We start from the raw sequence: 22,504 nt of genomic DNA, 5'->3' as shown, positions 1-22,504 counted from the left end.
CCTGTGTATCTCTAGGTAGTTGATCGAGCTTGGGCATCTGCTGCGACAAGCGTCTTGTACAATTCGCGAATACGCAAAGTCATGGGTCCCATATCGCCAGAGCCAATAGGGCGTCCGTCAATCTCGCTCACGGGGGTCTGTGCGCCAAAGGTGCCAGTTAGGAAGGCTTCGTCGGCACCATATGTGTCAACCAGTGAATAGTTGCGTTCAAAGACAGGTATTCCATCTGCGCGACAGACGTCGATGACCTTTTGGCGGGTAATCCCGTTCATGCAATAGTCACCTGTACTGGTCCAAACCGCACCTTTGCGGACGATGAAAAAATTGCAGGCGTTTGTAGTGTTTACGAACCCGTTGATATCCAGCATCAGACCTTCGTCGGCACCCGCTTTTTCTGCGGCGATGCAGGCCAGAATACAATTTAGCTTGGAATGGGAATTTAGCTTGGGGTCCTGCGTCATTGGTAGCCCGCGAATGTGCGGTACAGTCGCAAGCCGAATGGGGCGCGGGATGCGAGGTTTTGAGTGTTCCATAATGATCACGACCGTCGCACCGCTTTGACTTAGGCCCGGATGTTGAAACGGTCGTGTTTTTGGACCGCGCGTGACCATAAGGCGTGCGTGTGCATCCGTCGTCATGCCGTTTGCGGTGCGCGTGGCCTCAATAGCTGCAACAACGTCGTTGCGCGACATCCCGATATCGAGGTCGATGGCCTTCGCGGCTTCGAAAAGACGATCGATATGTTCGCTCAGAAATGCCCAGTGCCCCTCGTAGAGACGCAAACCTTCCCAAACGCCGTCGCCAAGCATGAAACCGGAATCATAGACACTTACCTTGGCATCGGCTTTGGGACAGATTGATCCGTTTACATAGATCAGGATGTCCTCATTTCGAGCATCGTCCTCGGTTTGATGGGTGGTGACATGGTCGCTCATCTGGGCGCTTTCTTTTGAGTTTCACGTGACGCTAGACCGCCTTTTCCTCACAGCCAAGTGGTAAAATTTGCTCACCAAGCTGTGACATTCAATTTCATCCGGTTGCGACAGTCAAAAATTGGGCGCAGACAAGATGTATCAAGGAGGATCATCAATGCGGTATTTGCAAAATTTGAAACCGATTGCGCTTGGCGTGCTTATCGCGCTTGGCTTGGTTGTGCACGGGTCCCGTGCTGAGGCCGCAAGCGAAAAACTGGTGGTCGCCGGAGGATGTTTCTGGTGTGTGGAAAGCGATTTCGAAAGCGTAAAGGGCGTGAAATCTGCCGTGTCTGGGTACACAGGCGGACGCACAAAGAGCCCAACATATAAACAAGTCACCAAGGGTGGCACGGGTCATTATGAGGCGGTTGAAATTACGTTTGATCCAAATGTGGTCACTGTTGACCGCTTGCTGCATCTATTTTTCCGCTCCGTTGACCCGACGGATGCAGGTGGGCAATTTTGTGACCGTGGTGACAGCTATAGAACTGCTATTTTTGTCTCTGGTGCTGCGCAGAAAGCGGCCGCTGAAGCGGCAAAGAAGCAAGCTCAGCAAGATTTAGGGCGCAAGATTGTAACCCCGATCACAACTGCCTCACGGTTCTATGATGCAGAAGATTATCATCAAGATTACTATAAAGGCACCAATATTGTTCTGACCCGATTTGGCCCCAAGCGCCAAGCCGAGGCATACAAACGATACCGCAAGGCCTGTAAGCGAGATGCGCGTGTCCAAGCGCTTTGGGGCTCTGCCGCCCCTTTTGTAAAGCACTAGGTGCGTGATGAATTTATGTTGAGCTGATCAAATCGCAGGCGCGGCATTTGTCGCGCCCGATCGGCGCAAAATGAGATCCAGCTTGGAGAAACAGGTTTTCGTGGGAAGCGTCGTTGAGTCACCCAGAAATGCATCCAGCTGTGGCCATGCAGAAATGGCGGCGTCCAAATATGGATCGCTTCCTTCGGAATATAGACCAGCCCGAACCATTGTTTCCGATTGTTCATAAGCGCCCAGTAGGCGGCGAATTTCTCGAATAGTCTGGTTTTCCGTATGCGATGCGGCGTTCGGCAGGCTTCTTGAAACAGATCGCAACAAGTCCACTGCCGGAAATCGCCCCCTTTCGGCGATGTGTCGATCCAAGACGACGTGTCCGTCCAAAACGCCTCGCAAAATGTCTGCGATCGGTTCATCCATATCTGATCCGGCGACAAGGACACTAAGCACCGCTGTAATGTCGCCTTGCTCTGCGGTTCCCGGGCCGGCTCTTTCACATAATGACATGATAAGATGCGCCGTTGACGGCGGGTACCCTCTGAGGGACGGCAGTTCGCCTCCGGCGACAGCAACCTCGCGATGGGCTTCGGCAAAACGTGTCACTGAATCCGCTAGAAACAGAACATGGTTGCCAAGATCACGAAAATATTCGGCCGTCGCCATGGCCGCCCAAAGGCAACGGCGCCTTTGGATCGGAGATTGATCCGAGGTCGCTGCAATAACCACTGATCGTTTTAGTCCCTCATGCCCCAAGACGTCTTCGACAAAATCGCGAAGCTCGCGTCCCCTTTCACCAACCAGGGCAATGACAACGACATCTGCGGTCATATTTTTGGCAAGCCGCCCGAGTAAACTTGATTTCCCAACGCCTGACCCTGCAAAAAGGCCAATGCGTTGCCCTTTGACGATTGGCAACATCGTGTTGAAGACCGGAACGCCCGTTTCCATGCGGGGGCCAAGGGGGCGGCGCTTGTGTGCGGGCGGCGGCGGCGCCTTAAGAGGCACGGCGTGGACGCCGCGACCAATCGGGGCCCCATCAAGTGGTTGACCCGAAGCGTCGAGAATGCGCCCGATCCATTGCGGTGATGGATATATCGTTGGTGGACCGCCGAGAAAGACAGGATCTTCGATAGCGACACCATCTATTGATCCATCTGGCAAGAACGACACGTCGTCTCCGCGCAACTGAAGGATTTCGCCGGACAGCCGGCTGCCATCCGAGCGCTGTAGTGTCACAAGATCACCGACATGCGCACGACCACGCAAGCCTCTTGCATGTATTTGCATACCTTCGACTGCGGTGACGCGACCGATTTCGCGGACAGCGGTGAGAGATGCAACGGTGGCGGTAAGAGATGACAGAGGCGCGTGAGTCATTCAATTCTCCAAATTTCTTCTGAAAACAATTTCTAAAGGAATCAGGGTTAAGCCTTGATGTATCAATTCGAGGGAGAAGCCCCGATGTTTCAAAACCTAGACATCTTTAAGATGTCCCATGCGATGGCCGTTCACGCTGCGAACCGACAATCTGTCGTAGCTCAGAATTTGGCGAACGCGGACACACCCGGCTACACCGCGTTAAGCGTGTCGTCTTTTCAAGATATCGTTCGACACCAGAACTCGGGTTCGGGGATGCTCGCCACTCGGCCGAAACACATCGGCGCAAGTTCCGGTATGGCGTCAAGTGATCTTGCCAGCGATGCCCGATCCAGATCGCCGAATGGAAACAGTGTGTCGCTTGAAGAAGAGATGATGAAAGCTGTCGGAATTCAGCGTCAGCACGGGCGTGCGCTCGCGATCTACAAATCGTCTCTGGGAATTTTGCGCACCAGCCTTGGTCGTCGATAGCATGGGAATACTCAATAATGACTGATTTCACCTCAGCCCTTGATCTCAGCACAAGTGGTTTGCGCGCACAGGCCGTTCGCTTGCGCCATGTATCTGAAAACATCGCAAATGCTGATACGCTAGGGTATCGCCGCAAGGCGGTTTCGTTTGAAACAGCGTTTGGATTGGATGATGGGCAGGTTTCCGTCGGGCGCGTGACTTTGGATCAAAAGGAATTCAAGGAGATTTTCAATCCGTCGCACCCGTTGGCGGATGAAACAGGTCACTTCAAAGGAGAGGTGGTCGCGGAAATTCGGACCAATTGTTAAGGTGGATCGCATGAGGAAAGAAGTGATCCAGAATGAAGAAACGAAAGAACCATTCGCCCGAGTTCAAAGCCAAGGTCGCGCTTGAAGCGATCCGCGAAGAAATGACGCTATCGGAACTGTCCAAGAAGTACGGCGTCCATCCAACACAGATCGGAACATGGAAGCGGGCAGCGATAGAGAACATGGCGACAGCCTTTGCGCGGCGGGGAACGGCCCCTGAGCAGGTGAGCCCCGCCGATATCGACAAGCTGCATTCGAAAATCGGTCAATTGGTGGTGGAACGGGATTTTTTAGCCGAAGCCTCGCATCAGTTGCTCGGGACGCGAGGCAAAAAATGGTGAGCCGCGATCATGAGTTAAGCGTTCGCCGCCAGTGCGCACTTCTGACGCTAACACGGTCCAATCTGTATTATGAGCCGAAGGGCGAGAGTGCTGAGAACCTGCGGTTTATGGAAATCATCGACAAGCAGTTCCTGGAGGCACCTTGGTATGGGTCACGCCAAATGGCGCGCTTTATGCAGCGCAATAACCACAAATGTGGGCGGCATCGTGTGCGTCGCCTGATGCGTCTCATGCGCCTGGTGCCGATTTACCAGGAGCCCAACACCAGCAAGAAGCACCCACAGCACAAAATCTGGCCATATCTGCTCAGGAACGTGGTGATTGACCGTCCAAACCAGGTCTGGTGCGCTGATATTACCTATATCCCAATGCGACGAGGCTTTTTGTATCTGGTAGCGATCATGGATTGGCACAGCCGCAAGGTTCTTGCCTGGAGGCTGTCTAACAGCATGGACGCGGACTTCTGCGTGGAGGCCCTGAAAGAGGCTTTGATCAAGCATGGTAAGCCGGAGATATTCAATACCCCCTCTCGGGATCATGCTTGCGCATAACCCTGTCGGGCAATGGATCAAGGTAGCCAGTTCACAAGCGGCGCTTGGGTCGACGTGCTGACGGACGCAAAAATAAAGATTAGCATGGATGGGAAAGGGGCTTGGCACCCCTCTCATCGTTTGCAAACAAACGACTGCCGGGCAGTGGACAACCGGATGATCGAACGGCTGTGGAGGTCGTTGAAGTATGAATGTGTCTATCTGAATGCCTTTGAGACCGGTTCAGAAATGCGGGTGGGTATCGGCAAATGGCTGACCTACTACAACTCAGAGTGGCCTCATTCAACGCACGGCATATTGACCCCCGATGAAGCCTATGCCAGCAAAATAGAACCAATGAGATTAGCAGCCTGAAGTGAAACCCTGATCCACCTTAACAAGGCTGCAAACTGGTCGAAAAACTAGGACCACCTCTATGTTCCGGCCCGGATTCGAGCATCGGATTTGTGATCTCTTGAACGTATCGTTTGATGCAAACATGAAAAGCCCTTTGGTCAAACAGGGCAGCAATCTGGTTCTTGAACGGTTTGAAAACCCCGCGGCAATTGAAAACTACTTCACCCATATTGGATTTGGTCATTGGCTTGAGGCAGAGCTTTGAACCGTCAATGCGCAGATATTGCAAACCAACCACAACAGCTTCGGGTTCTTTATTATAACTGGGTGGACTATCTGGATGATGAAGCACGTGGTGGCGGCGTTTCGGTGTATCAGCGAAATTTATTGGGTGCGCTGGCACAGCACTCAGACATTACTCCTACATTCTTGTCGTCTGGAATTTCATATGACCTGATGCGACGGCGGCCACGATGGCATTCGCTGCGCTCCGATGACCGTAGTCCACATGTTGGCAGATATGAAATTATTAATTCTCAGGTCATGGCGCCAGCGCACCATTCCTTTGGGAATATGTCACAAATAGATGCGCCAGAGACTCTGGAGGTTTTCTATGAATTTTTGAGAGAAACAGGCCCCTATGACATTGTGCATTTCAACAATATCGAAGGGTTGCCTGTTCAGGCGTTGGACGTTCAACGGATTTATCCGAATGCCAAAGTTTGCCTGTCGCTTCACAATTACTATCCTCTGTGCCCACAAGTGAACTTTTGGCAGGGCGAGCAAAAGCATTGCCAGTCTTTTGAAAAGGGTGAGCGGTGCGTTGGATTTTTGCCAAGCGCACCGCATGAACCGACTATTCGAGTCGCGAATGCAATTGCATATCACTTGAAACGTTTGGGAATTCGCCCAGGATCGCGCAAATTTAGCTATGCGTTTCGTGTTGCGGGGGCGATCACGCGAAGGTTGTCTAAAATGACCCACCTCTTCCAACGTGTGGGCAAAAAGCGAAGCGGGCCGTTCGCAACAGAATTTGCGCAGCGCCGCAAATCAATGGTGGCATCGATAAATACGCACTGTGATCGGGTGTTATGCGTATCGCAAGCGGTTTGGAAAATTGCCGAGGGACATGGGATTTCAAGTGACTTGCTGCATTTGAGTTATATCGGCACAGATCAAGCGCACCATTTTGAGACAACGGAGCCGCGCACTTCGATGGTAGATGAAGATGGCGTACTGAGGCTTGGATATTTGGGGTATATGCGGCGGGACAAAGGTTTTTTCTTTCTTCTAGATGCGCTCGAGGCCATGCCGAATGCGGTGTTATCCAAGCTGCATTTGGTCGTGGCGGCTCGGCGTGCCGATGCGCATACAATGGCTCGATTGATCGACTTGTCGGCGCGTCTGTCCCTCTTAACGTATTACGACGGCTATTCGCACGATACTCTCGACGAGATTTTGTGCGATGTGTCTGTTGGGGTCGTTCCAGTCCTTTGGCAGGATAACCTGCCTCAGGTGGCGATCGAAATGCACGCGCGTCATATCCCGCTATTATGCAGCACCTTTGGAGGCGCAAAAGAGTTGGGGAATTGTGACGAAATGTGCTTCCCAGCCGGAGATCACCAGGCCTTTCGGGACCGGATCACGAATTTGCTCTCTGAAAAATTTGACCCCGATGCGTATTGGGGTGAGGCCAGAACACCGTTGTCCATGGATGCTCATATTCAGCAGTTGAAGACGCTCTATAACTCCATCCAGCTGGGTATCCGAATTTGAAGGGGCTTTTCTGACGGGTCGGGTCTTGCTATGGGCGGTGGATGAATGAATTTTTGATCGAACGACTTGGACATCATGGCGACGGAATCGCGTCCGGCCCTGTGTTTGCTCCCCTCACCTTGCCCGGCGAAACCGTCAGCGGAGAGCTGGATGGAACGCGCTTGAATGACGTTCGTATCCTGACGCCGTCTGAAAACCGTGTGCGCCCTCCATGTCGTCATTTCAAGGCTTGCGGCGGTTGTCAGTTGCAACACGCAAGTGACGCGTTCGTGGCTGATTGGAAGATCGGTGTTGTGCGTCATGCCTTGGGTGCACAGGGTCTTGAAACAGAAATGCGCCCCATTGCGACTTCGCCCGCGCAATCGAGACGACGCGCAACTCTTTCCGTGCGGCGCACGAAAAAGGGCGCGATGGCAGGATTCCATAAACGTGCCAGCGATGTGATCTGTGAAATTCCGGACTGCACGTTGCTGCATCCTGATCTGATGAAGGCACGTGTCGCAGCCGAAGCCTTGGCCGTCATCGGTGCAAGCCGAAAAGCCGAGCTGTCGATCACGGCAACCCTTTCACCTATGGGGCTGGATCTTGCGGTGGCAGGCGGAAAACCCCTTGATGGACCGCTTCAATCGCAGTTGGGCCAAGAGGTCGAGCGCCTCAAATTGGCGCGGCTGTCATGGGATGGCGAAGTGGTAGCTGCACGCGTGCCACCACATCAACAATTCGGACCCGCGCGTGTCACACCTCCGCCCGGCGCGTTTCTTCAGGCCACCCGCGAGGGAGAGCAGGCCTTGTTGACGGCTGTCATCGAAGCTGTTGGAAGTGGGAAAAAGGGGCTTGATCTGTTTGCAGGATGCGGCACCTTCACATTGCCTTTGGCGCTAAACAGCGAGATGCACGCAATCGAAAGCGAGGCGCCTATGCTCACCGCTCTCGATGGTGGATGGCGCATGGCGCAGGGTCTGAAGGCGGTTACGACAGAAACCCGAGATTTGTTTCGGAACCCGGTCATAGATCAAGATTTGAACTATGACTTTGCGGTCATTGATCCACCTAGGGCTGGTGCCGAGGCACAGGTCGCGGAGTTGGCGGCCTCGGATGTGCCGGTAATCGGTTTTGTATCCTGTAACCCGGTGACATTCGCACGCGATGCCGCGACCCTGGTCAGTGGCGGGTATACGCTTGATTGGGTGCAGGTTGTTGATCAGTTCCGGTGGTCAAGCCATGTTGAACTGGTAGCCCGCTTCTCGCGCGGTTAGGCGCTCACATTGATGTGATGGGCGTTTGTGCTCTAGGCGATCTAAGACATTGCCGTTATCACGAGACAAACAGCACAAGGAAGACGCCATGCGACTGCTTATGATCACGCTTTCGGCTTTGCTGGTCTTGGGGTTGGCGGGCTGCGAGTCCAAGTTCAAGTCTTACAATGGCCCAGAGGTCACGCGCGTCCTGATTTATAAGGAAAGCCGCAAGATGTACCTGATGCACGGTAAAGAGGTGCTCAAAACCTATGATGTTGGCCTTGGGTTTACGCCAAGCGGCGATAAAACCGTGCGTGGCGATGGCAAAACACCCGAAGGTGACTATCGAATCGACCGACGCAATCCAAACAGCCAGTTCCATCTATCCTTGGGCATTTCTTATCCCAACGCGGCGGATGTGGCTTACGCGCATTCCATCGGCCAAAAGCCCGGCGGCGACATCTTCATTCACGGGCGCCCTTGGAAATATCGCAAAGGCGGCAGAGATTGGACGGCGGGTTGTATTGCTGTGACCAACAAAGAGATCGAAGAGGCATATTCGATGGTCAAGATCGGAACGCCGGTTTCAATCTATCCCTGAAGTTGCGCCGCACCGGTGGGTTGGCCCACAATCAGCGTCCACCAAATTTTCCCGTTGGATTCTTGGAACCAAGCGAATCCGATATCCGCAGCTTGCGGATTCAGGATAACGGCGCGTGTATCATCTTGGGATAGCCACGCTTCAAGTGTCTCTAGTTCGGTCTCGTAGGTCTCCGAGATCGTTTCACCCAAGAAACGGCCAGCGTATCCGACACGCTGTACGCGTTGGATCGGCGAAGATCCATCAGAGCCAAAGTGCCAGGGGCGATTTTGGGCAGACATGTCACGCGAGTGTGTGGCCGCAGCAGCGTTGAGTTGAGCGTTCATAGTGACGGGGCCCGCACCAGATGCTTGACGCAGAGCGTTTATGGAATCCACCACACGGTATTGGATCTTTGCGGTGTTGTTGGACGAGATTTTATACTGCCGCGGACCAGAAGATCCGTTTGTTCCCGCAGTATCACATCCGGCCAAAACCAAGGTCGATGCCATTATGAATGCCAATAGTCGCGTCATTGCCTGTCCTACATGTGTTTTCTATACTACGGTCTACCCTGTGGCACGTTGCCTTGAAAACCCACATCCGCGTGACTTTCGAAAATGACGAGAGTTTGATTTGTGACTGAGGCTTTCTGGCAATAATATCTGTAAAAGCATCAAGTCGAGCAGTTCTTGAGGATTATTATGACAGACAGAAAACCAAATAAAATGGGGCGTCGCGGCTTCCTCGCGACTGGAGCCGCATTTCTGAGCGCGCCAGCTTTGGCTCAGACCGAGAACTCGACAACCGAGGTCGAGCGGGACTTGGACGAGCGCGTGGTGCGCAATATTTCCAGTTTCCGTTCTCTGGAGTGGCAGCCGTATTTCTCGAGCCTAAAAAATGGTGCGATCCTTGTCGATGTTACTTCTCGGGCGTTGCACTATTGGTCCGAAGATCAATCTGTGTACAAACTGTATCCAACATCGGTGCCTTTGACGCCTGATTTGACACGTCTTGGTCGCACAAAGATCATTCAGAAAGTAGATGGTCCAAGCTGGCGGCCGACGCCCGCAATGCGCAAGCGAAATCCCGAATGGCCAGAGTTTGTGGGCCCAGGACCGGACAATCCTTTGGGCACGCATGCGCTGTATCTAAGCTGGACGTATTACCGAATCCATGGAACGCATGATACGCGTAAAATTGGTCGCCGATCCTCGAATGGATGCATCGGTTTGTACAACGAACATATCTCCGAATTGTTCGGTTTGGCCAAGGTCGGTACACAAGTGTTGCTAATTTGACGACATTTTCGGTGTCATGAATGTCTTCGGTATAAGTTAGGTTTGCAATCAACCCCCATTGTTGTTTAGACATTGATACGAGGTAAGTCTTGGGTGCCTTCCGTCGTCCTCAATCTTTGGCGGTGGGCTATTTTCTGGAGAATACTATGAAAAAATTCGTTCTTGCTGCTGCTCTGACTGCTGCTGCTTCGACCGCATTCGCTGGTTCGATGGCTGACCCTGTTGTTGAGCCAGAAATTGTTGAAACCGAAGCAAGCTCTTCGAGCGCCGCTGTTTGGGTTCCACTTCTTCTGCTGGTAATCGTAGCTGCAGCTGCATCGTAATTCGTTACGATACAATGAAATTGAAAAAGGCGGATCCCTCTGGGTTCCGCCTTTTTTGTTTTCGCAAAGACTAAGATTTTTGCCCGAATGGGCTTATTATATCCAGCCCGCCAAATTATCTTGAATAATGCCTGCAAGTGCTGAAATATGGGCATCGTCGTCATTCAAACATGGAATATAGGTAAAGGTCTCGCCGCCCGCCTCTTCGAAGCTTTCTTTGATCTCTTCGTTAATCTCTTCCAGTGTCTCGATACAGTCTGCTGAGAACGCAGGCGCAATCACGGCGATGTTTTTCTTACCATCTTCATGCGCCAATCGCGCCACTTCTTCGACGGTATAGGGTTGCAGCCACTCTTCCGGTCCGAACTGTGACTGAAATGTTGTCGTTAGCTCTGTCTTATCCCAGCCCAAACGTTCTTGAAGAAGCCGCGTATTTTTTTGGCATTGGCAATGATACGGATCCCCTTCCATCAGGTATCGCTGAGGCATACCGTGATAGGACACAACCAGCACGTCGGGTTTTGAATCCATCTTTGCATAGGCGTTTTCGATCGATTGCGCCAACGCATCAATATAGCCCGCGTTGTCAAAGTAGGCAGGTACCGTGCGTACGGCTGGTTGCCACTTTTCGGTCATCAGCGCGCGAAAAAATTCGTCGTTTGCTGTGGCTGTTGTTGCACCCGCATACTGTGGGTAGAGCGGGAAGAACAGAATGCGTTCACATCCCGCCGCGACCATTTCCCGAACCTTTGATTTTGTGGACGGGTTGCCATACCGCATGCAAAAATCAACCATGACATCGGATCCATACCGTTCTTGCATGGTTTCTGAAATCTTGTGGGTTTGTGCTTTGGTAATGGTCAGCAGGGGGCTTTCGTCCAAATCGTGATTCCAAATCGATTCATACGCCTTACCGCTGGAAAAGGGGCGCTTTGTCAGAATGATCGCCTGCAAAAGAGGCTGCCACTTCCATTTTGGATAGTCGATGACGCGCTGATCTGACAAAAATTCGTTCAAGTACCGCCGCATCGGCCAATATGAATATGAATCGGGTGTCCCCAAATTGGCAAGCAGGACTCCTGTTTTGCCGCGTGCCACCTTGGGGTGGTCTGGCTGGCTGAACTCTGGGCGGGTGGCGTTGGCTTCCGACATATTGCTTCCTGATAGTCCTGTGCGAATGTCACAGGTAATGCTTGTTGTGGCCCTGTCAATCCTTGAGCGGTGATTCCTCGGTGCCAAGGGCATCAGCCAACCGCGACACCGCGGACCCGGGCCGCAGAGGTTTTTGCTGACTTTCGTCTGGCGACCACCCGGCAAGAAAAATCAATTCATAGGTGGCGGGTATACGGCCATCTTCGGAAAACTCTTCACGGTAAATATCCACGGCGCGCATCATGACCGATTTGCCCGTTGGCCGTCTCAGTCGTCCGGCCAATGCATTGGTTTCGCCCATCGCACGCAGGTCGCGCATCACATGCCAAGGCGAGTCGTATCTCACCTTGAGCGGGACAGCATCCGCGACGGGCAGGTTCAGCCCGGACCGTTGCAGCAAGGCGCCCAAATCACGAATTTCTCCCATCGGTGCAACGCGCGGGGATATGCCGCCGGAAACGTCTGACTCTGCTTGCCCCAATGCGATGCGCAGTTCGTTCAAGGTTTGTCCGCCAAACGTCACACACAGAAACAGACCATCATTCTTGAGCGCGCGTTGACATTGGATGATTTGCCCCACGGGATCATTTGCCCAATGCAGGCACAAGGCGTGAATGACTAAGTCATATGATTTTGGCGTGAGTGGAAGGACGTCAAGATCAGACACGATATCCGCTTGCGGCACCACATGTTGCCAAACATCGGGGAATGCAGTCACGATCGCAACTTTTGTAAAGGTTCTGTTAACCAGGTTCAGGCGATCCTGAACCTCTTCTGCAGCGGTTTGCTGAAGAAACATTCCTTTGTCCCCGTCTGCGCGTTTGCGGTTACGGATCAGGGCGGCACGATCAGTCATCAAAGGGGCATTTTGCATGGCGCGGACCATAAGCTGATGAAGCACAAGATTCAAACGCTGATAAAGGCGATCTATCCCTCGCTTTGCGTTGGATGTGGAGAAATGGTCGAGAGCGATTTTGGGCTGTGTGGACGATGTTGGCGCGAAACACCGTTTATTGATGGTGTGGTTTGCGACGCCTGTGGCGCGCCCCTTGTCGGCGAGCATGAAGGGGGCGTCGTATATTGTGACTCGTGCATTGAGCAACCGCGCCCGTGGACCGCAGGTCGCGCTGCGATGATGTACCAAAACAATGCGCGGCGGTTGGTTTTGCCTCTGAAACACGGCGACCGATTGGATTTGGTACGCCCCGCGGCCAAGTGGATGGCGCGCGCAGCTAAGCCGTTGGTACGACCCAATATGATCGTTGTTCCCGTGCCTCTGCATTGGACACGATTGTTTCGCCGTAAGTTCAATCAAGCGTCGATGCTCGCAGACTCTGTGGCGCGTGAACTTGATCTTGCATGGTGTCCTGATGTGTTGGTGCGCCCCAAGCAAATGGGGTCAATGAAAGGGCTTAGCCAGAAAGACAGGTTCTCCAAGATGTCGGGGGCGATTGAAACGCATCCAAAACGGCGACACAAACTTGCCGCGCGGCCGGTGTTGTTAGTGGACGACGTGATGGCATCGGGGGCGACATTGGCGGCAGCGACCAATGCGTGCCTGAGTGCGCGCGCACAAGAAGTTCATATACTTGTACTGGCGCGCGTCGCCAAGGACGCATAAGTTCCCCCAAGAAAGCGCTCGAACACTGGGGACCAGACATGAAGCCGATTGAAATCTATACCAGCCCACTTTGCGGGTTTTGTCATGCTGCCAAACGGTTGCTGAAACAGAAGGGTGTCGAGTTTTTGGAAATTGACGTGTTTCGCAATCCCGATCGCAAACCGGAAATGATCCAGCGTGCAAATGGAGGGCGGACGGTGCCCCAAATCTTTGTGGGTGACACCCATGTTGGCGGCTGCGATGAACTCTACGCGCTTGATCGCGAAGGCAAGCTCGACTCTCTGCTGGCCGTGTAAATCAGATGAAAGTCGCTCTGCTTCAAATCACATCGTCAGATGATCCAACGGACAATTTGGCCGTAGTGCGCACCATGCTTGCCGAGGCTGTGGCGGAGGGTGCGGAATTTGTTCTGACTCCAGAAGTCAGCAATTGCGTCTCAACAAGCCGAACTTGGCAAAACAACGTTCTAAGTCACGAGCAGGATGACCCTTTTCTGGCTGCGATCAAAAATGATGCAAGGGCGCTGGGCGTCTGGGTGTTGATTGGGTCACTTGGCTTGAAAACGGATGATGCCGATGGGCGATTTGCCAATCGTTCGATTTTGATTGACCCGCAGGGCAAAGTTGTCGCGCGATACGACAAGATTCACATGTTTGATGTACAGGTGACACCCGAGGAAACGTACCGCGAATCTGATGGATACCGCCCGGGATCTCAAGCTGTGGTTGTACACACATCGTTTGCTACGGTGGGTTTGGCGGTGTGTTATGACGTGCGGTTTCCCGCCTTGTTCCGTAGGTTGGCGCAGGCAGGCGCCCAAATTATCACAGTTCCAGCCGCATTTTCGCACGTCACTGGTGCGGCGCATTGGGAAGTATTGTTACGTGCGCGGGCGATCGAAACGGGATGCTTTATTCTTGCCCCTGCACAAACTGGTACACATGACGCATCGCGGGGGCAGGCGCGCCGCACATTTGGGCATTCCATGGTGATTTCCCCATGGGGGGATATACTGGCAGATGCGGGGGATGCCTGCGGCATTACATATGTTGATCTGGACCTCGAGAAAGTGGCACAAGCACGCCAAAGGGTTCCTTCTTTGAGCCACGACAGAAAGTTTGACGGGCCATAAATGAGTGAAAACAACGCATTGGCAATTTCCCTATTCGGGGAAATTCTTATGGCAGAGCAGCTTGCGCGTGCACGGCTGACCAAAGTGCTGCCTAAGGGCATGGAGTTATCTCACTTTTCCGTCTTGAATCATCTTGCCCCCGCTGGAGCCGAGCGCAGCCCGGCACAATTGGCCAAAACGTTTCATGTCACCCGTGGCGCGATGACCAATACGCTGAGCAAGCTTGAATTGGCAGGGTATATTCATATCCGGCCCGACTGGGACGATGCGCGGCGCAAAATTGTGGGTATCAGCCCCGCAGGACGTCAGGCGCGGGATAATGCCTTGGTTGGAATCGCGCCGCTGATCACAGAAATTGTGGCCGAGTTGGGCGAAGACCGGGTGCGCGCGACATTGCCGACATTGCGCGAACTTCGCGTCAAATTAGATCAGGGCGCCTAGCCAGCGGCACGTGCACCAGTTTCTGATGCGCGCGCTGGGTGAGGACTTGGTAACTAGGATGTGCTGGGCTTAACGCTTGCGGTGACATAGTTCACGCTTAGATCTTGGTCCGAAATCGACCAGCTCCACGTGATGGGATTGAATACAAACCCTTTGCGGTCAACGGTTTGCACCCCGGATTTTGTCAACAAATCCACAAGCTCGTCAGGCGTGATGAATTTGTGCCACTCATGTGTGCCTTTGGGCAGCCAGCGCATGATGACTTCGGCCCCAAGAATGGCGACAGCGTAACTCTTGGGGTTTCGGTTGATTGTCGAGCACAAATGCAGACCGCCCAGTTTGAGCAAATTTTGGCAGGCGCTTAGATAGGAAAGGGGATTCGCAACATGCTCGACCACTTCCATATTCAGAACAATATCGAACTGCTCGCCGGCTTCGGCCAACGCTTCAGCAGTTGTATGCCGGTAATCAATGTCCAACCCGGATTGTGTCGCGTGCACTTGCGCCACAGGAATATTGCCCCCCGCGGCGTCTGCGCCGACAACCGTGGCGCCAAGACGGGCCATCGGCTCACTTAGCAGGCCACCACCACAACCGATATCCAGCAAACGAAGGCCCTTGAACGGGGTGATCTCAGAGAGATCACGATCAAATTCACCAGCAATCTGTGACGTAATATAGTCAAGTCGACAGGGGTTCAGCATGTGCAGAGGCTTGAATTTACCTTTGGGATCCCACCATTCCGCAGCCATAGCTTCGAATTTTGCGACTTCAGAAGGGTCGACAGTACCTTGAGACGCTTGCATTCTGATCTCCATATGCTCAATTGGGTCGCCTAAACAATATAGGTCGGACATGGACAAAAACTCGGGCCAAAAGCGCGCAGTGCACTATCTCTACCCCCCTGTGGCCCCTTTTGACCAGAGGCTGATGGAGGTTGGGGATGGCCACCGCATTTATGTCGAGCAATCAGGAAACCGCAATGGGCTACCTGTGATTGTCGTCCACGGTGGACCAGGCGGCGGGTCCAGCCCCGCGATGCGGCGATATTTCGACCCATCAATCTATCGGATCATCTTGTTTGATCAGCGAGGATGCGGGCGATCCACCCCCCATGCAAGTGTCGACGCGAATACGACATGGCATCTGGTTGCGGATATGGAACGCATTCGCACGGCTTTGGACATCGAGAGCTGGATTGTGTTTGGCGGCAGCTGGGGCGCTACATTGTCCTTGATCTATGCGCAGACACATCCCGAGCATGTGGCGTGTTTGGTGTTGCGTGGTGTGTTTACGATGACCAAAGCAGAGCTGGATTGGTTCTATGGCGGTGGCGCTGGGCATTTTTGGCCCGAGCCTTGGGAGAGGTTTGTCAGCCTCATTCCAGAAGCAGAACGGCATGACCTTATTCAAGCCTACCATGCGCGGCTGTTTTCCGGAGACCACGCGACCGAAGTCACATACGCCCGCGCTTGGGCCTCTTGGGAGAATGCGCTGGCTTCAATCAATTCCAGTGGGTCCGTTGGCGAGCCAATGGCGGAATACGCTCGCGCATTTTCGCGGTTGGAGAACCACTATTTTGTCAATTCAGGGTTTCTGGACCAAGACGGATGGATACTGAATCACATAGATCGCATTCGCCACATTCCCGGAATTATCGTGCAAGGGCGGTACGATATGATTTGTCCACCCAAGTCGGCGCATGCCTTGGCTAAGCTATGGCCAAACGCAAGGTTGCGGATGATACACAATGCTGGGCACGCTCTATCTGAGCCAGGGATCAGCGCTGAGTTGGTCCAAGTGATGGACGAACTTGCGGCCAAATAAGTCCAATTCTTGGTGGCGGGTGGTGCCAATTTGACGATACTTCAAAGAAATGTTCGAAAAACGACATATTATGCGTCGTCTTCCAACAAAGAGCTTTACAGGTCCCGCAAGGCCGCTAACCTGTTTGAAAAGACAAACAACAGGTGAGGGCAATTGGCCTCAATACTCTTAATCATCGCCCAACGCTTGGCTTTGGGACTCGTGACGTTATTCGTCGTATCAATCGTCATCTTCACAGCGGTTAATCTGCTGCCGGGTGACTTCGCTCAACTTATTCTGGGACAGGGTGCAACGCCCGAGGCCGTCGAATCAATTCGAAGAGATCTCGGATTGGATCAAGGGCCGGTGGTCCGGTACTTCCAGTGGCTCGCTGGTGCGGTTCAAGGTGACCTTGGAAACAGTTTTGCCCAAGCAAACTTTGCAAGCTTTGCAGGGTCAGACACCGGATCAGGGTTGTCCTCGGTGGCGGGGCAAATCGCACCGCGCTTTGAAAACACAATGTTCCTTGCTGGTGTAACGGCAATGATCGCCGTTCCTGTTGCGATCACGCTCGGCGTCTTGGCGGCGCTCTTTCGCAATTCGGTGTTTGATCGCGCGACCAACATTTTGACGTTGTCGTCGATTTCCTCACCAGAGTTTTTTCTGGCGTATATCCTGATCTTGTATCTCGCCGTACAGAATCAGATTTTGCCTTCGCTGTCCTTGGTAAATGATGACATGACGTTCCTCGAGCGCGTGCGCATGACCTTGTTGCCTGCGTTGACTCTGACATTGGTTGTGACCGCACACATGATGCGGATGACCAGAGCGGCGATCATCAACTTGCTTGCGTCCCCATACATCGAAATGGCGCGACTTAAGGGGCTTTCGCCGATGCGGGTTATTGTGAAGCACGCGCTACCAAATGCGCTTGCTCCGATCATCAACGTGATTGCACTGAACCTTGCGTATTTGATTACGGGTGTCGTCGTCGTCGAGGTGGTCTTTGGATATACTGGTATTGGACAGCTTTTTGTGGATAGCGTGAAAATTCGCGACATCCCGGTTGTTCAGGCTTGCTGTCTGATTTTTGCAGCCGCGTATATTCTGTTGAACCTGACGGCGGACATTATGTCTATCCTGTCCAACCCACGTCTGAGGCATCCTAAATGAGTTTTTGGGTCGAAACTGTCCTGCTACTGGCAGCGATGTGCGCTGGTGGCTGGATCTTTCGTTTTGTTGGCCGCAAAGTCACCAACAACAAACCGTTCTTCCGTGACATGTCGTATGGCGTAGCCTTCGGGTACGTTCTGGGCGCCGCTGTTCTAGTCTGGTTGATCTGGGCGTACATGCTCTCGCGCTCTTCTGACATGATGGTCGCGAACAAGTATTTCTTCTTGGGTAAAGCCATCGAAGGATTTCTGATCTTTGCCGTTGCGGCTTGGATTTTCCGTCTGTTTGGTCGCAAAGTTGGCACTGAAGGATCGCGCAAGCTCTTCCGCTCTATGCCACTGACCGCCAGTTTCGGGATCATGATCATCCTGATCTATGCGATTTTGGCAATTTTCGCTGCGGGGATCGCGCCGCACGGTCAGGAAGAAGTGTTTGCCCGTGCGAACATCGTCCCAGGGGGTGATGTGAATTTGGGCGGTGACCCAGCGTTTCCATTGGGCACAGATCAAATTGGGCGCGATATTCTCAGCCGCCTGATTTACGGCGCTCAAAACACCGTTGGGATTGCGTTTGTCACAACATGTTTGGCCTTTTTTGTTGGGGGATCTCTTGGGTTTCTCGCTGCAACGCTGGGGGGATGGACGGACCAACTTCTTAGCCGTGCGGTCGATGTGTTGATGGCGATTCCAGCACTGATTTTCTCGCTTTTGCTGATCACTGTGGCCTCGGCTTGGTTCACGGGCTTTGGCCTGACTGTGTCGATGGTTGTGATCATCGCAATGATTGACAGCACACGCGTGTATCGCCTCGCGCGGGCCGTCGGGATCAACATTGTGGTTATGGATTACATCGAAGCCGCCAAGTTGCGCGGCGAAGGCTTGGCGTATCTGGTGTTCCGCGAAATTTTGCCAAATGCCACTGCGCCGCTGTTGGCCGAGTTTGGCTTGCGGTTCTGCTTTGTGTTTCTCACCATCTCAGCGCTGAGCTTTTTGGGTGTGGGGATTCAACCGCCGCTGGCTGACTGGGGGACAATGGTCAAAGATTTGTCGTCCTTTATCAACTATGCCGTCGTTGCGCCGCAGATTGCCAGCGCGCCGCTGCTTGCTGCGGGTGCCATCGCGCTTTTGACTGTTGCTGTAAACTTTGTGGTGGACTGGATGTTGCACAAGTCTTCCGGCCTGAAAGAATAAGGAGCGGATTGCTATGACAGAACAATTGCTAAAAGTCCGCGATCTCAAAATCGAAGGTAGAAGCGACGAGACGTGGAACCCGATCATCAATGGGGCTGGATTTGACCTTAAGAAGGGTGAAGTCCTGGGCCTGATTGGGGAATCTGGGGCAGGGAAATCGACGCTTGGTTTGGCGGCCATGGGCTTCACCAGAGACGGCTGTCGCATTTCGGGCGGAAGCGTCGAATTCGATGGCATTGATTTGGTCAACGCCTCAGCAGACGTCAAGCGAAACCTGTTGGGTAAGCGCATTGCCTATGTGGCACAGTCCGCTGCCGCCAGCTTTAACCCAGCGCACAAATTGATTGATCAGCACACAGAAGCCGCTGTTCAGCATAACGTGCTGTCGCGGGCGGACAGCGAGGCCGACGGAATTGAGCTGTATCGCAAATTGCGCCTGCCAAACCCTGAAGAAATCGGGTTTCGCTATCCGCATCAGGTGTCAGGTGGCCAGCTTCAGCGCGCAATGACAGCTATGGCGATGGCATGTCGCCCCGATCTTATTATTTTTGACGAACCCACGACAGCGCTGGACGTGACCACCCAGATTGAGGTGTTGGCCAGTATTCGCGAAATCGTCGAAGAATTTGACACTGCGGCGATCTATATCACGCACGATCTTGCAGTTGTTGCGCAGATGGCTGATCGTATCAAAGTGATGCTGAAGGGGGATGAGGTTGAAGAAGCCGAAACCCGCGAGATGCTGTCGAATCCTAAAGAAGAGTACACGAAATCCCTTTGGGCTGTGCGCAGCTTCCAACGGCCCCAAAAGCCAGCGGTGCAGACCGGTTCTACACCCGTGGTCTCCGTCAAAAATGTGACGGCTGCATATGGTAAGGTCAAAGTTCTGCATGACGTAAGCTTTGATATCCACAGTGGGCGTACCGTCGCCGTTGTCGGCGAGTCCGGATCAGGCAAGTCGACGGCCGCACGTTGTATCACGGGGCTTTTGCCCCCGATGCAGGGCCATATCGAATTTGACGGTGAAGTGCTGCCCTTGGATTATCGCAAGCGCAACAAGATGCAGCTGCGTCAAGCGCAGATGATCTATCAAATGGCCGATACGGCACTGAACCCGCGCAAAACGATTGGCGAACTTATCGGGCGCCCTGTTCAGTTCTATATGGGGCTAACCGGAAACGAAAAGCGTCGGCGTGTAGAGCAACTCTTGGAAGAGATCGAGCTTGAGCCAACGCAGTACATCAACCGTTTGCCGTCCGAGCTGTCAGGTGGCCAGAAACAACGCATCGGGATTGCCCGAGCGCTCGCCGCAGAACCCAAATTCATCATTTGTGACGAAGTCACATCCGCGCTGGACCAACTGGTTGCAGAAGGCATCTTGAAACTATTGGCAAAACTGCAGGATGAGTTAGGGTTGTCATATATGTTCATTACACACGACCTTGCGACGGTTAAATCAATCTCGGACGAGGTGGTGGTGATGAAGGACGGGCGTGTTGTAGAGCAGGGGCCAAAGGACGAAATGTTCAAGCCGCCGCACCACGCATATACGGACTTGTTACTAAGTTCTGTGCCGGAAATGGACCCGGATTGGCTAACTGATCTGTTAAAACAACGTGGTGTTGATAACATCGGTGATGCTGCTGTGAGTAATATGTAAAACGAATCGCCCAGATGAAAAAGGGCGGCACATCTATCGGGACAACCCGAAACGAAAAACTATGGGAGAATATCTATGACAAGAATTAGCAGACGTGGATTGCTAAAAACTGGTGCGGCCGCTGGGGTATTGGCCGCAACTGGGATGCCGTTGATGGCTTCGCCGAAAAAAGGTGGCCGCTTGCGGGCTGGCCTGTCAGGCGCCAACACGTCAGACAGCTGGGATGGTCGTACGCATTCAGACCTGTTCATGATTGCATCTGCATCGGGATCTGTTTTTGACTGCTTGACTGCGACTGCTGCAGACGGATCTTTGGTTGGAGAACTTGCCGCAAGCTGGGAAGCAACAGCCGACGCAAAAACGTGGACATTCAATTTGCGTGAAGGCGTCACGTTCCACAATGGCAAAGCCTTTGGTGCGGATGATGTGATTGCATCGTTGCAGATGCACACAGCAGAAGGTGCGAAATCAGCCGCGAAGCCGATTGTATCTGCGATCACAGACATGAAGAAGATCACGGATCATCAGGTTCAGTTCACGCTGGCTGCTGGTAACGCTGACTTCCCGTATTTGCTGTCTGACTATCACATCCTGATGTATCCAGCGGGCCAGATCGAAGAAGCGATCGCCAATGGTATCGGAACAGGGCTGTACGCTGTTGAGTCATTTGAACCCGGTGTTCGGATGGTCGCAAAGCGCGTCGACAGCCATTACAAAGGCGACAGCGAAGGCTTCTTTGACGAAATCGAATACATCGCCATCAACGATAATACGGCCCGCATGAACGCGCTTTTGACGGGGCAAGTCGATGCGATCAACCGTATTGATTTCAAAACCGAAGCTCTTCTTAAAGCGAACCCAAATACACGCATTCAGGAAGTCACTGGCAACCAGCACTATACCCTGCCGATGCTCTCGCAAACTGCGCCATTCAACGATCTAAATGTGCGTCGTGCGCTTAAGTACGGTATCAACCGCCAAGAACTGGTCGACAAAATTCTGCAAGGCCACGGTCAAGTTGGGAACGATACGCCAATTGGCCCAGCAAACCAGTATTACGCCGGCGACATGGAACAGCTTGAGTTCGATGCAGACAAAGCCAAATTCTATATGAAAGAAGCTGGCCTGACTGAACTTAACGTTGATCTGTCCGCTTCGAATGCAGCGTTTGAAGGTGCGGTAGATGCGGCGCAGCTGTATCAAGCTTCGGCTAAGAGCGCGGGTATCAATATCAACGTGGTGCAAGAGCCTGCAGATGGATACTGGTCTAACGTTTGGCTGAAAAAAGGCTGGTGTGCGAGCTATTGGTCCGGTCGTGCGACAGAGGATTGGATGTTCTCGACAGCATATGAAGCTGGTGTGCCGTGGAATGACTCTCAGTGGGATCATCCACGCTTCCAAGAACTGCTTTATTCTGCACGTGCCGAGTTGGATTCGAACAAACGCGGTGAGCAATATCGTGAAATGCAGGAAATCCTGCGGACAGATGGCGCGGTTATCATTCCGATGTTTGCCAACTATGTTCAGGCTGTGAATAATAAAATTGGCACACCTGATACCATCGGCAACCTCTGGCAGATGGACAACGCACGCATGGCCGAGCGTTGGTGGATGGTTTAATCCACACCATATAAAAATAGAGAACGCCCCACATTTGTGGGGCGTTTCAGTTGCACAAGCTGTGCGACAGTATAAGATGAATGCTATCCAGATACACTATGGTTGCATGATCCAAAATTTGCGCCCGACATGGAGATCGTTGAAAACTGGTTTCTGAGACACCGTGTTTTGTTTGTAAAACGCGGAGCATGTGTGGATGCCTCGTTTGATGCAAGAGATATTTCGGCGGTTTGAACATGTGATCGGGTACGGTCATGTGTTAGGCCTCAGTTTGCGGCGTTTCACATGCCGCGGGGGGAGTATCCGAAACTCTGTGTATGAGGCTTAGCCCATGCGGTTGAAACAGGTCATCGGTTGAACC

Annotated in this window: 24 protein-coding genes and 1 pseudogene; 19 read left to right on the top strand and 6 right to left on the bottom strand. The window is 53.0% G+C overall.

Going from position 1 to position 22,504, the window contains the following annotated elements:
• Positions 1 to 11: 11 nt before the first annotated feature.
• Positions 12 to 935: a D-amino acid aminotransferase gene (locus FAP39_RS16050; RefSeq protein WP_138017400.1), complete on the bottom strand. Its 924-nt coding sequence runs from the start codon at positions 933 to 935 to the stop codon at positions 12 to 14.
• A gap of 154 nt (positions 936 to 1,089) precedes the next feature.
• On the opposite strand from FAP39_RS16050, the gene msrA reads away from it, so the two are divergent.
• Entirely contained in the window at positions 1,090 to 1,749 is a 660-nt protein-coding gene (gene msrA / locus FAP39_RS16045) for a peptide-methionine (S)-S-oxide reductase MsrA (protein WP_138017399.1), read from the top strand.
• A 27-nt stretch (positions 1,750 to 1,776) separates the two neighbouring features.
• On the opposite strand, the gene FAP39_RS16040 is transcribed toward msrA, so the two are convergent.
• On the bottom strand, positions 1,777 to 3,123 hold the full coding sequence (locus FAP39_RS16040; RefSeq protein ID WP_138017398.1) for a FliI/YscN family ATPase: 1,347 nt from the start codon (positions 3,121 to 3,123) through the stop codon (positions 1,777 to 1,779).
• Positions 3,124 to 3,207: 84 nt separating this feature from the next.
• Between FAP39_RS16040 and FAP39_RS16035 the strand changes: the two genes are divergently transcribed.
• The 7 genes and pseudogenes from FAP39_RS16035 (at position 3,208) to FAP39_RS16005 (ending at position 8,745) form a co-directional block, all read left to right on the top strand.
• Positions 3,208 to 3,594, top strand: a complete 387-nt coding sequence (locus FAP39_RS16035; protein ID WP_138017397.1) for a FlgB family protein — start codon at positions 3,208 to 3,210, stop codon at positions 3,592 to 3,594.
• A 17-nt stretch (positions 3,595 to 3,611) separates the two neighbouring features.
• Positions 3,612 to 3,902, top strand: a complete 291-nt coding sequence (locus FAP39_RS16030; protein ID WP_138017396.1) for a flagellar basal body protein — start codon at positions 3,612 to 3,614, stop codon at positions 3,900 to 3,902.
• Between the two features lie 32 nt (positions 3,903 to 3,934).
• Positions 3,935 to 5,148 (top strand): annotated as a pseudogene (locus tag FAP39_RS16025) (IS3 family transposase).
• 61 nt (positions 5,149 to 5,209) lie between these two features.
• Positions 5,210 to 5,395, top strand: a complete 186-nt coding sequence (locus FAP39_RS16020) for a hypothetical protein (protein ID WP_138017395.1) — start codon at positions 5,210 to 5,212, stop codon at positions 5,393 to 5,395.
• Positions 5,392 to 6,906 carry a glycosyltransferase gene (locus FAP39_RS16015; RefSeq protein ID WP_138017394.1) on the top strand — a complete coding sequence of 505 codons (1,515 nt, stop codon included), beginning with the start codon at positions 5,392 to 5,394 and terminating at the stop codon, positions 6,904 to 6,906. The genes FAP39_RS16020 and FAP39_RS16015 overlap by 4 nt, the downstream gene beginning before the upstream one ends.
• A 41-nt stretch (positions 6,907 to 6,947) precedes the next feature.
• On the top strand, positions 6,948 to 8,162 hold the full coding sequence (locus FAP39_RS16010) for a class I SAM-dependent RNA methyltransferase (protein WP_138017393.1): 1,215 nt from the start codon (positions 6,948 to 6,950) through the stop codon (positions 8,160 to 8,162).
• 88 nt (positions 8,163 to 8,250) lie between these two features.
• Positions 8,251 to 8,745 (top strand): L,D-transpeptidase family protein, encoded by a 495-nt coding sequence (locus tag FAP39_RS16005; RefSeq protein WP_138017392.1) that lies wholly within the window; start codon positions 8,251 to 8,253, stop codon positions 8,743 to 8,745.
• Here FAP39_RS16005 and dalA read toward each other — a convergent pair.
• Complete coding sequence (gene dalA / locus FAP39_RS16000) at positions 8,736 to 9,260, bottom strand: divisome-associated lipoprotein DalA (RefSeq protein WP_138017391.1); 525 nt, start codon at positions 9,258 to 9,260, stop codon at positions 8,736 to 8,738. The genes FAP39_RS16005 and dalA overlap by 10 nt on opposite strands.
• Before the next feature lie 168 nt (positions 9,261 to 9,428).
• Here dalA and FAP39_RS15995 point away from each other — a divergent pair, with 168 nt between their 5' ends.
• A complete protein-coding gene (locus tag FAP39_RS15995) occupies positions 9,429 to 10,025 on the top strand; it encodes a L,D-transpeptidase (protein ID WP_138017390.1) in 597 nt (198 codons plus the stop codon).
• A 146-nt stretch (positions 10,026 to 10,171) separates the two neighbouring features.
• Positions 10,172 to 10,348, top strand: coding sequence for a hypothetical protein (locus FAP39_RS17600; RefSeq protein WP_171006893.1), 177 nt, complete (start codon positions 10,172 to 10,174; stop codon positions 10,346 to 10,348).
• 96 nt (positions 10,349 to 10,444) lie between these two features.
• On the opposite strand, the gene hemH is transcribed toward FAP39_RS17600, so the two are convergent.
• Both hemH and FAP39_RS15985 read right to left on the bottom strand, forming a co-directional pair.
• The gene (hemH, locus tag FAP39_RS15990; protein WP_138017389.1) at positions 10,445 to 11,500 is read right to left on the bottom strand and encodes a ferrochelatase; all 1,056 of its coding nucleotides are present in this window, start codon (positions 11,498 to 11,500) and stop codon (positions 10,445 to 10,447) included.
• A 55-nt stretch (positions 11,501 to 11,555) separates the two neighbouring features.
• Positions 11,556 to 12,374 carry a methyltransferase domain-containing protein gene (locus FAP39_RS15985; RefSeq protein WP_138017388.1) on the bottom strand — a complete coding sequence of 273 codons (819 nt, stop codon included), beginning with the start codon at positions 12,372 to 12,374 and terminating at the stop codon, positions 11,556 to 11,558.
• Positions 12,375 to 12,392: 18 nt separating this feature from the next.
• Here FAP39_RS15985 and FAP39_RS15980 point away from each other — a divergent pair, with 18 nt between their 5' ends.
• Genes FAP39_RS15980 through FAP39_RS15965 form a run of 4 tightly spaced genes read left to right on the top strand, consistent with a single transcriptional unit; the run spans position 12,393 to position 14,694 of the window.
• A complete protein-coding gene (locus FAP39_RS15980) occupies positions 12,393 to 13,121 on the top strand; it encodes a ComF family protein (RefSeq protein WP_138017387.1) in 729 nt (242 codons plus the stop codon).
• Positions 13,122 to 13,159: 38 nt separating this feature from the next.
• Complete coding sequence (gene grxC / locus FAP39_RS15975; protein WP_138017386.1) at positions 13,160 to 13,417, top strand: glutaredoxin 3; 258 nt, start codon at positions 13,160 to 13,162, stop codon at positions 13,415 to 13,417.
• 5 nt (positions 13,418 to 13,422) lie between these two features.
• Positions 13,423 to 14,253, top strand: a complete 831-nt coding sequence (locus tag FAP39_RS15970) for a carbon-nitrogen hydrolase family protein (RefSeq protein ID WP_138017385.1) — start codon at positions 13,423 to 13,425, stop codon at positions 14,251 to 14,253.
• Positions 14,254 to 14,694 carry a MarR family winged helix-turn-helix transcriptional regulator gene (locus FAP39_RS15965; RefSeq protein WP_138017384.1) on the top strand — a complete coding sequence of 147 codons (441 nt, stop codon included), beginning with the start codon at positions 14,254 to 14,256 and terminating at the stop codon, positions 14,692 to 14,694.
• Positions 14,695 to 14,747: 53 nt separating this feature from the next.
• Here FAP39_RS15965 and ubiG read toward each other — a convergent pair whose 3' ends face one another.
• Positions 14,748 to 15,500, bottom strand: coding sequence for a bifunctional 2-polyprenyl-6-hydroxyphenol methylase/3-demethylubiquinol 3-O-methyltransferase UbiG (gene ubiG, locus FAP39_RS15960; protein WP_138017383.1), 753 nt, complete (start codon positions 15,498 to 15,500; stop codon positions 14,748 to 14,750).
• A gap of 49 nt (positions 15,501 to 15,549) precedes the next feature.
• Between ubiG and pip the strand changes: the two genes are divergently transcribed.
• From pip to FAP39_RS15935, 5 genes are all read left to right on the top strand, one after another.
• Positions 15,550 to 16,521 carry a prolyl aminopeptidase gene (pip, locus tag FAP39_RS15955; protein WP_138017382.1) on the top strand — a complete coding sequence of 324 codons (972 nt, stop codon included), beginning with the start codon at positions 15,550 to 15,552 and terminating at the stop codon, positions 16,519 to 16,521.
• 153 nt (positions 16,522 to 16,674) lie between these two features.
• The gene (locus tag FAP39_RS15950) at positions 16,675 to 17,673 is read left to right on the top strand and encodes an ABC transporter permease (RefSeq protein ID WP_138017381.1); all 999 of its coding nucleotides are present in this window, start codon (positions 16,675 to 16,677) and stop codon (positions 17,671 to 17,673) included.
• The gene (locus tag FAP39_RS15945; RefSeq protein ID WP_138017380.1) at positions 17,670 to 18,863 is read left to right on the top strand and encodes an ABC transporter permease; all 1,194 of its coding nucleotides are present in this window, start codon (positions 17,670 to 17,672) and stop codon (positions 18,861 to 18,863) included. Before FAP39_RS15950 ends, FAP39_RS15945 begins: the two co-directional genes overlap by 4 nt.
• A 13-nt stretch (positions 18,864 to 18,876) precedes the next feature.
• Positions 18,877 to 20,523 (top strand): ABC transporter ATP-binding protein, encoded by a 1,647-nt coding sequence (locus FAP39_RS15940; protein WP_138017379.1) that lies wholly within the window; start codon positions 18,877 to 18,879, stop codon positions 20,521 to 20,523.
• A 75-nt stretch (positions 20,524 to 20,598) separates the two neighbouring features.
• Complete coding sequence (locus tag FAP39_RS15935; RefSeq protein ID WP_138017378.1) at positions 20,599 to 22,143, top strand: ABC transporter substrate-binding protein; 1,545 nt, start codon at positions 20,599 to 20,601, stop codon at positions 22,141 to 22,143.
• Positions 22,144 to 22,504 lie beyond the last annotated feature (361 nt).

It is taken from the genome of Shimia litoralis (assembly GCF_005518135.1).
Lineage (GTDB): Bacteria > Pseudomonadota > Alphaproteobacteria > Rhodobacterales > Rhodobacteraceae > Shimia_E > Shimia_E litoralis.
The sequence above is the reverse complement of the archived record's forward strand: the minus strand, read 5'-3'. Positions and strand labels throughout refer to the sequence as shown.

Excerpts from the sequence above, each read along its gene's own strand:
- FAP39_RS16050 (WP_138017400.1), bottom strand. The coding sequence starts at position 935 with ATGAGCGACCATGTCACCACCCATCAAACCGAGGACGATGCTCGAAAT.
- msrA (WP_138017399.1), top strand. The coding sequence starts at position 1,090 with ATGCGGTATTTGCAAAATTTGAAACCGATTGCGCTTGGCGTGCTTATC.
- FAP39_RS16040 (WP_138017398.1), bottom strand. The coding sequence starts at position 3,123 with ATGACTCACGCGCCTCTGTCATCTCTTACCGCCACCGTTGCATCTCTC.
- FAP39_RS16035 (WP_138017397.1), top strand. The coding sequence starts at position 3,208 with ATGTTTCAAAACCTAGACATCTTTAAGATGTCCCATGCGATGGCCGTT.
- FAP39_RS16030 (WP_138017396.1), top strand. The coding sequence starts at position 3,612 with ATGACTGATTTCACCTCAGCCCTTGATCTCAGCACAAGTGGTTTGCGC.
- FAP39_RS16020 (WP_138017395.1), top strand. The coding sequence starts at position 5,210 with ATGTTCCGGCCCGGATTCGAGCATCGGATTTGTGATCTCTTGAACGTA.
- FAP39_RS16010 (WP_138017393.1), top strand. The coding sequence starts at position 6,948 with ATGAATGAATTTTTGATCGAACGACTTGGACATCATGGCGACGGAATC.
- FAP39_RS16005 (WP_138017392.1), top strand. The coding sequence starts at position 8,251 with ATGCGACTGCTTATGATCACGCTTTCGGCTTTGCTGGTCTTGGGGTTG.
- dalA (WP_138017391.1), bottom strand. The coding sequence starts at position 9,260 with ATGACGCGACTATTGGCATTCATAATGGCATCGACCTTGGTTTTGGCC.
- FAP39_RS15995 (WP_138017390.1), top strand. The coding sequence starts at position 9,429 with ATGACAGACAGAAAACCAAATAAAATGGGGCGTCGCGGCTTCCTCGCG.
- FAP39_RS17600 (WP_171006893.1), top strand. The coding sequence starts at position 10,172 with ATGAAAAAATTCGTTCTTGCTGCTGCTCTGACTGCTGCTGCTTCGACC.
- hemH (WP_138017389.1), bottom strand. The coding sequence starts at position 11,500 with ATGTCGGAAGCCAACGCCACCCGCCCAGAGTTCAGCCAGCCAGACCAC.
- FAP39_RS15985 (WP_138017388.1), bottom strand. The coding sequence starts at position 12,374 with ATGCAAAATGCCCCTTTGATGACTGATCGTGCCGCCCTGATCCGTAAC.
- FAP39_RS15980 (WP_138017387.1), top strand. The coding sequence starts at position 12,393 with ATGAAGCACAAGATTCAAACGCTGATAAAGGCGATCTATCCCTCGCTT.
- grxC (WP_138017386.1), top strand. The coding sequence starts at position 13,160 with ATGAAGCCGATTGAAATCTATACCAGCCCACTTTGCGGGTTTTGTCAT.
- FAP39_RS15970 (WP_138017385.1), top strand. The coding sequence starts at position 13,423 with ATGAAAGTCGCTCTGCTTCAAATCACATCGTCAGATGATCCAACGGAC.
- FAP39_RS15965 (WP_138017384.1), top strand. The coding sequence starts at position 14,254 with ATGAGTGAAAACAACGCATTGGCAATTTCCCTATTCGGGGAAATTCTT.
- ubiG (WP_138017383.1), bottom strand. The coding sequence starts at position 15,500 with ATGCAAGCGTCTCAAGGTACTGTCGACCCTTCTGAAGTCGCAAAATTC.
- pip (WP_138017382.1), top strand. The coding sequence starts at position 15,550 with ATGGACAAAAACTCGGGCCAAAAGCGCGCAGTGCACTATCTCTACCCC.
- FAP39_RS15945 (WP_138017380.1), top strand. The coding sequence starts at position 17,670 with ATGAGTTTTTGGGTCGAAACTGTCCTGCTACTGGCAGCGATGTGCGCT.
- FAP39_RS15940 (WP_138017379.1), top strand. The coding sequence starts at position 18,877 with ATGACAGAACAATTGCTAAAAGTCCGCGATCTCAAAATCGAAGGTAGA.
- FAP39_RS15935 (WP_138017378.1), top strand. The coding sequence starts at position 20,599 with ATGACAAGAATTAGCAGACGTGGATTGCTAAAAACTGGTGCGGCCGCT.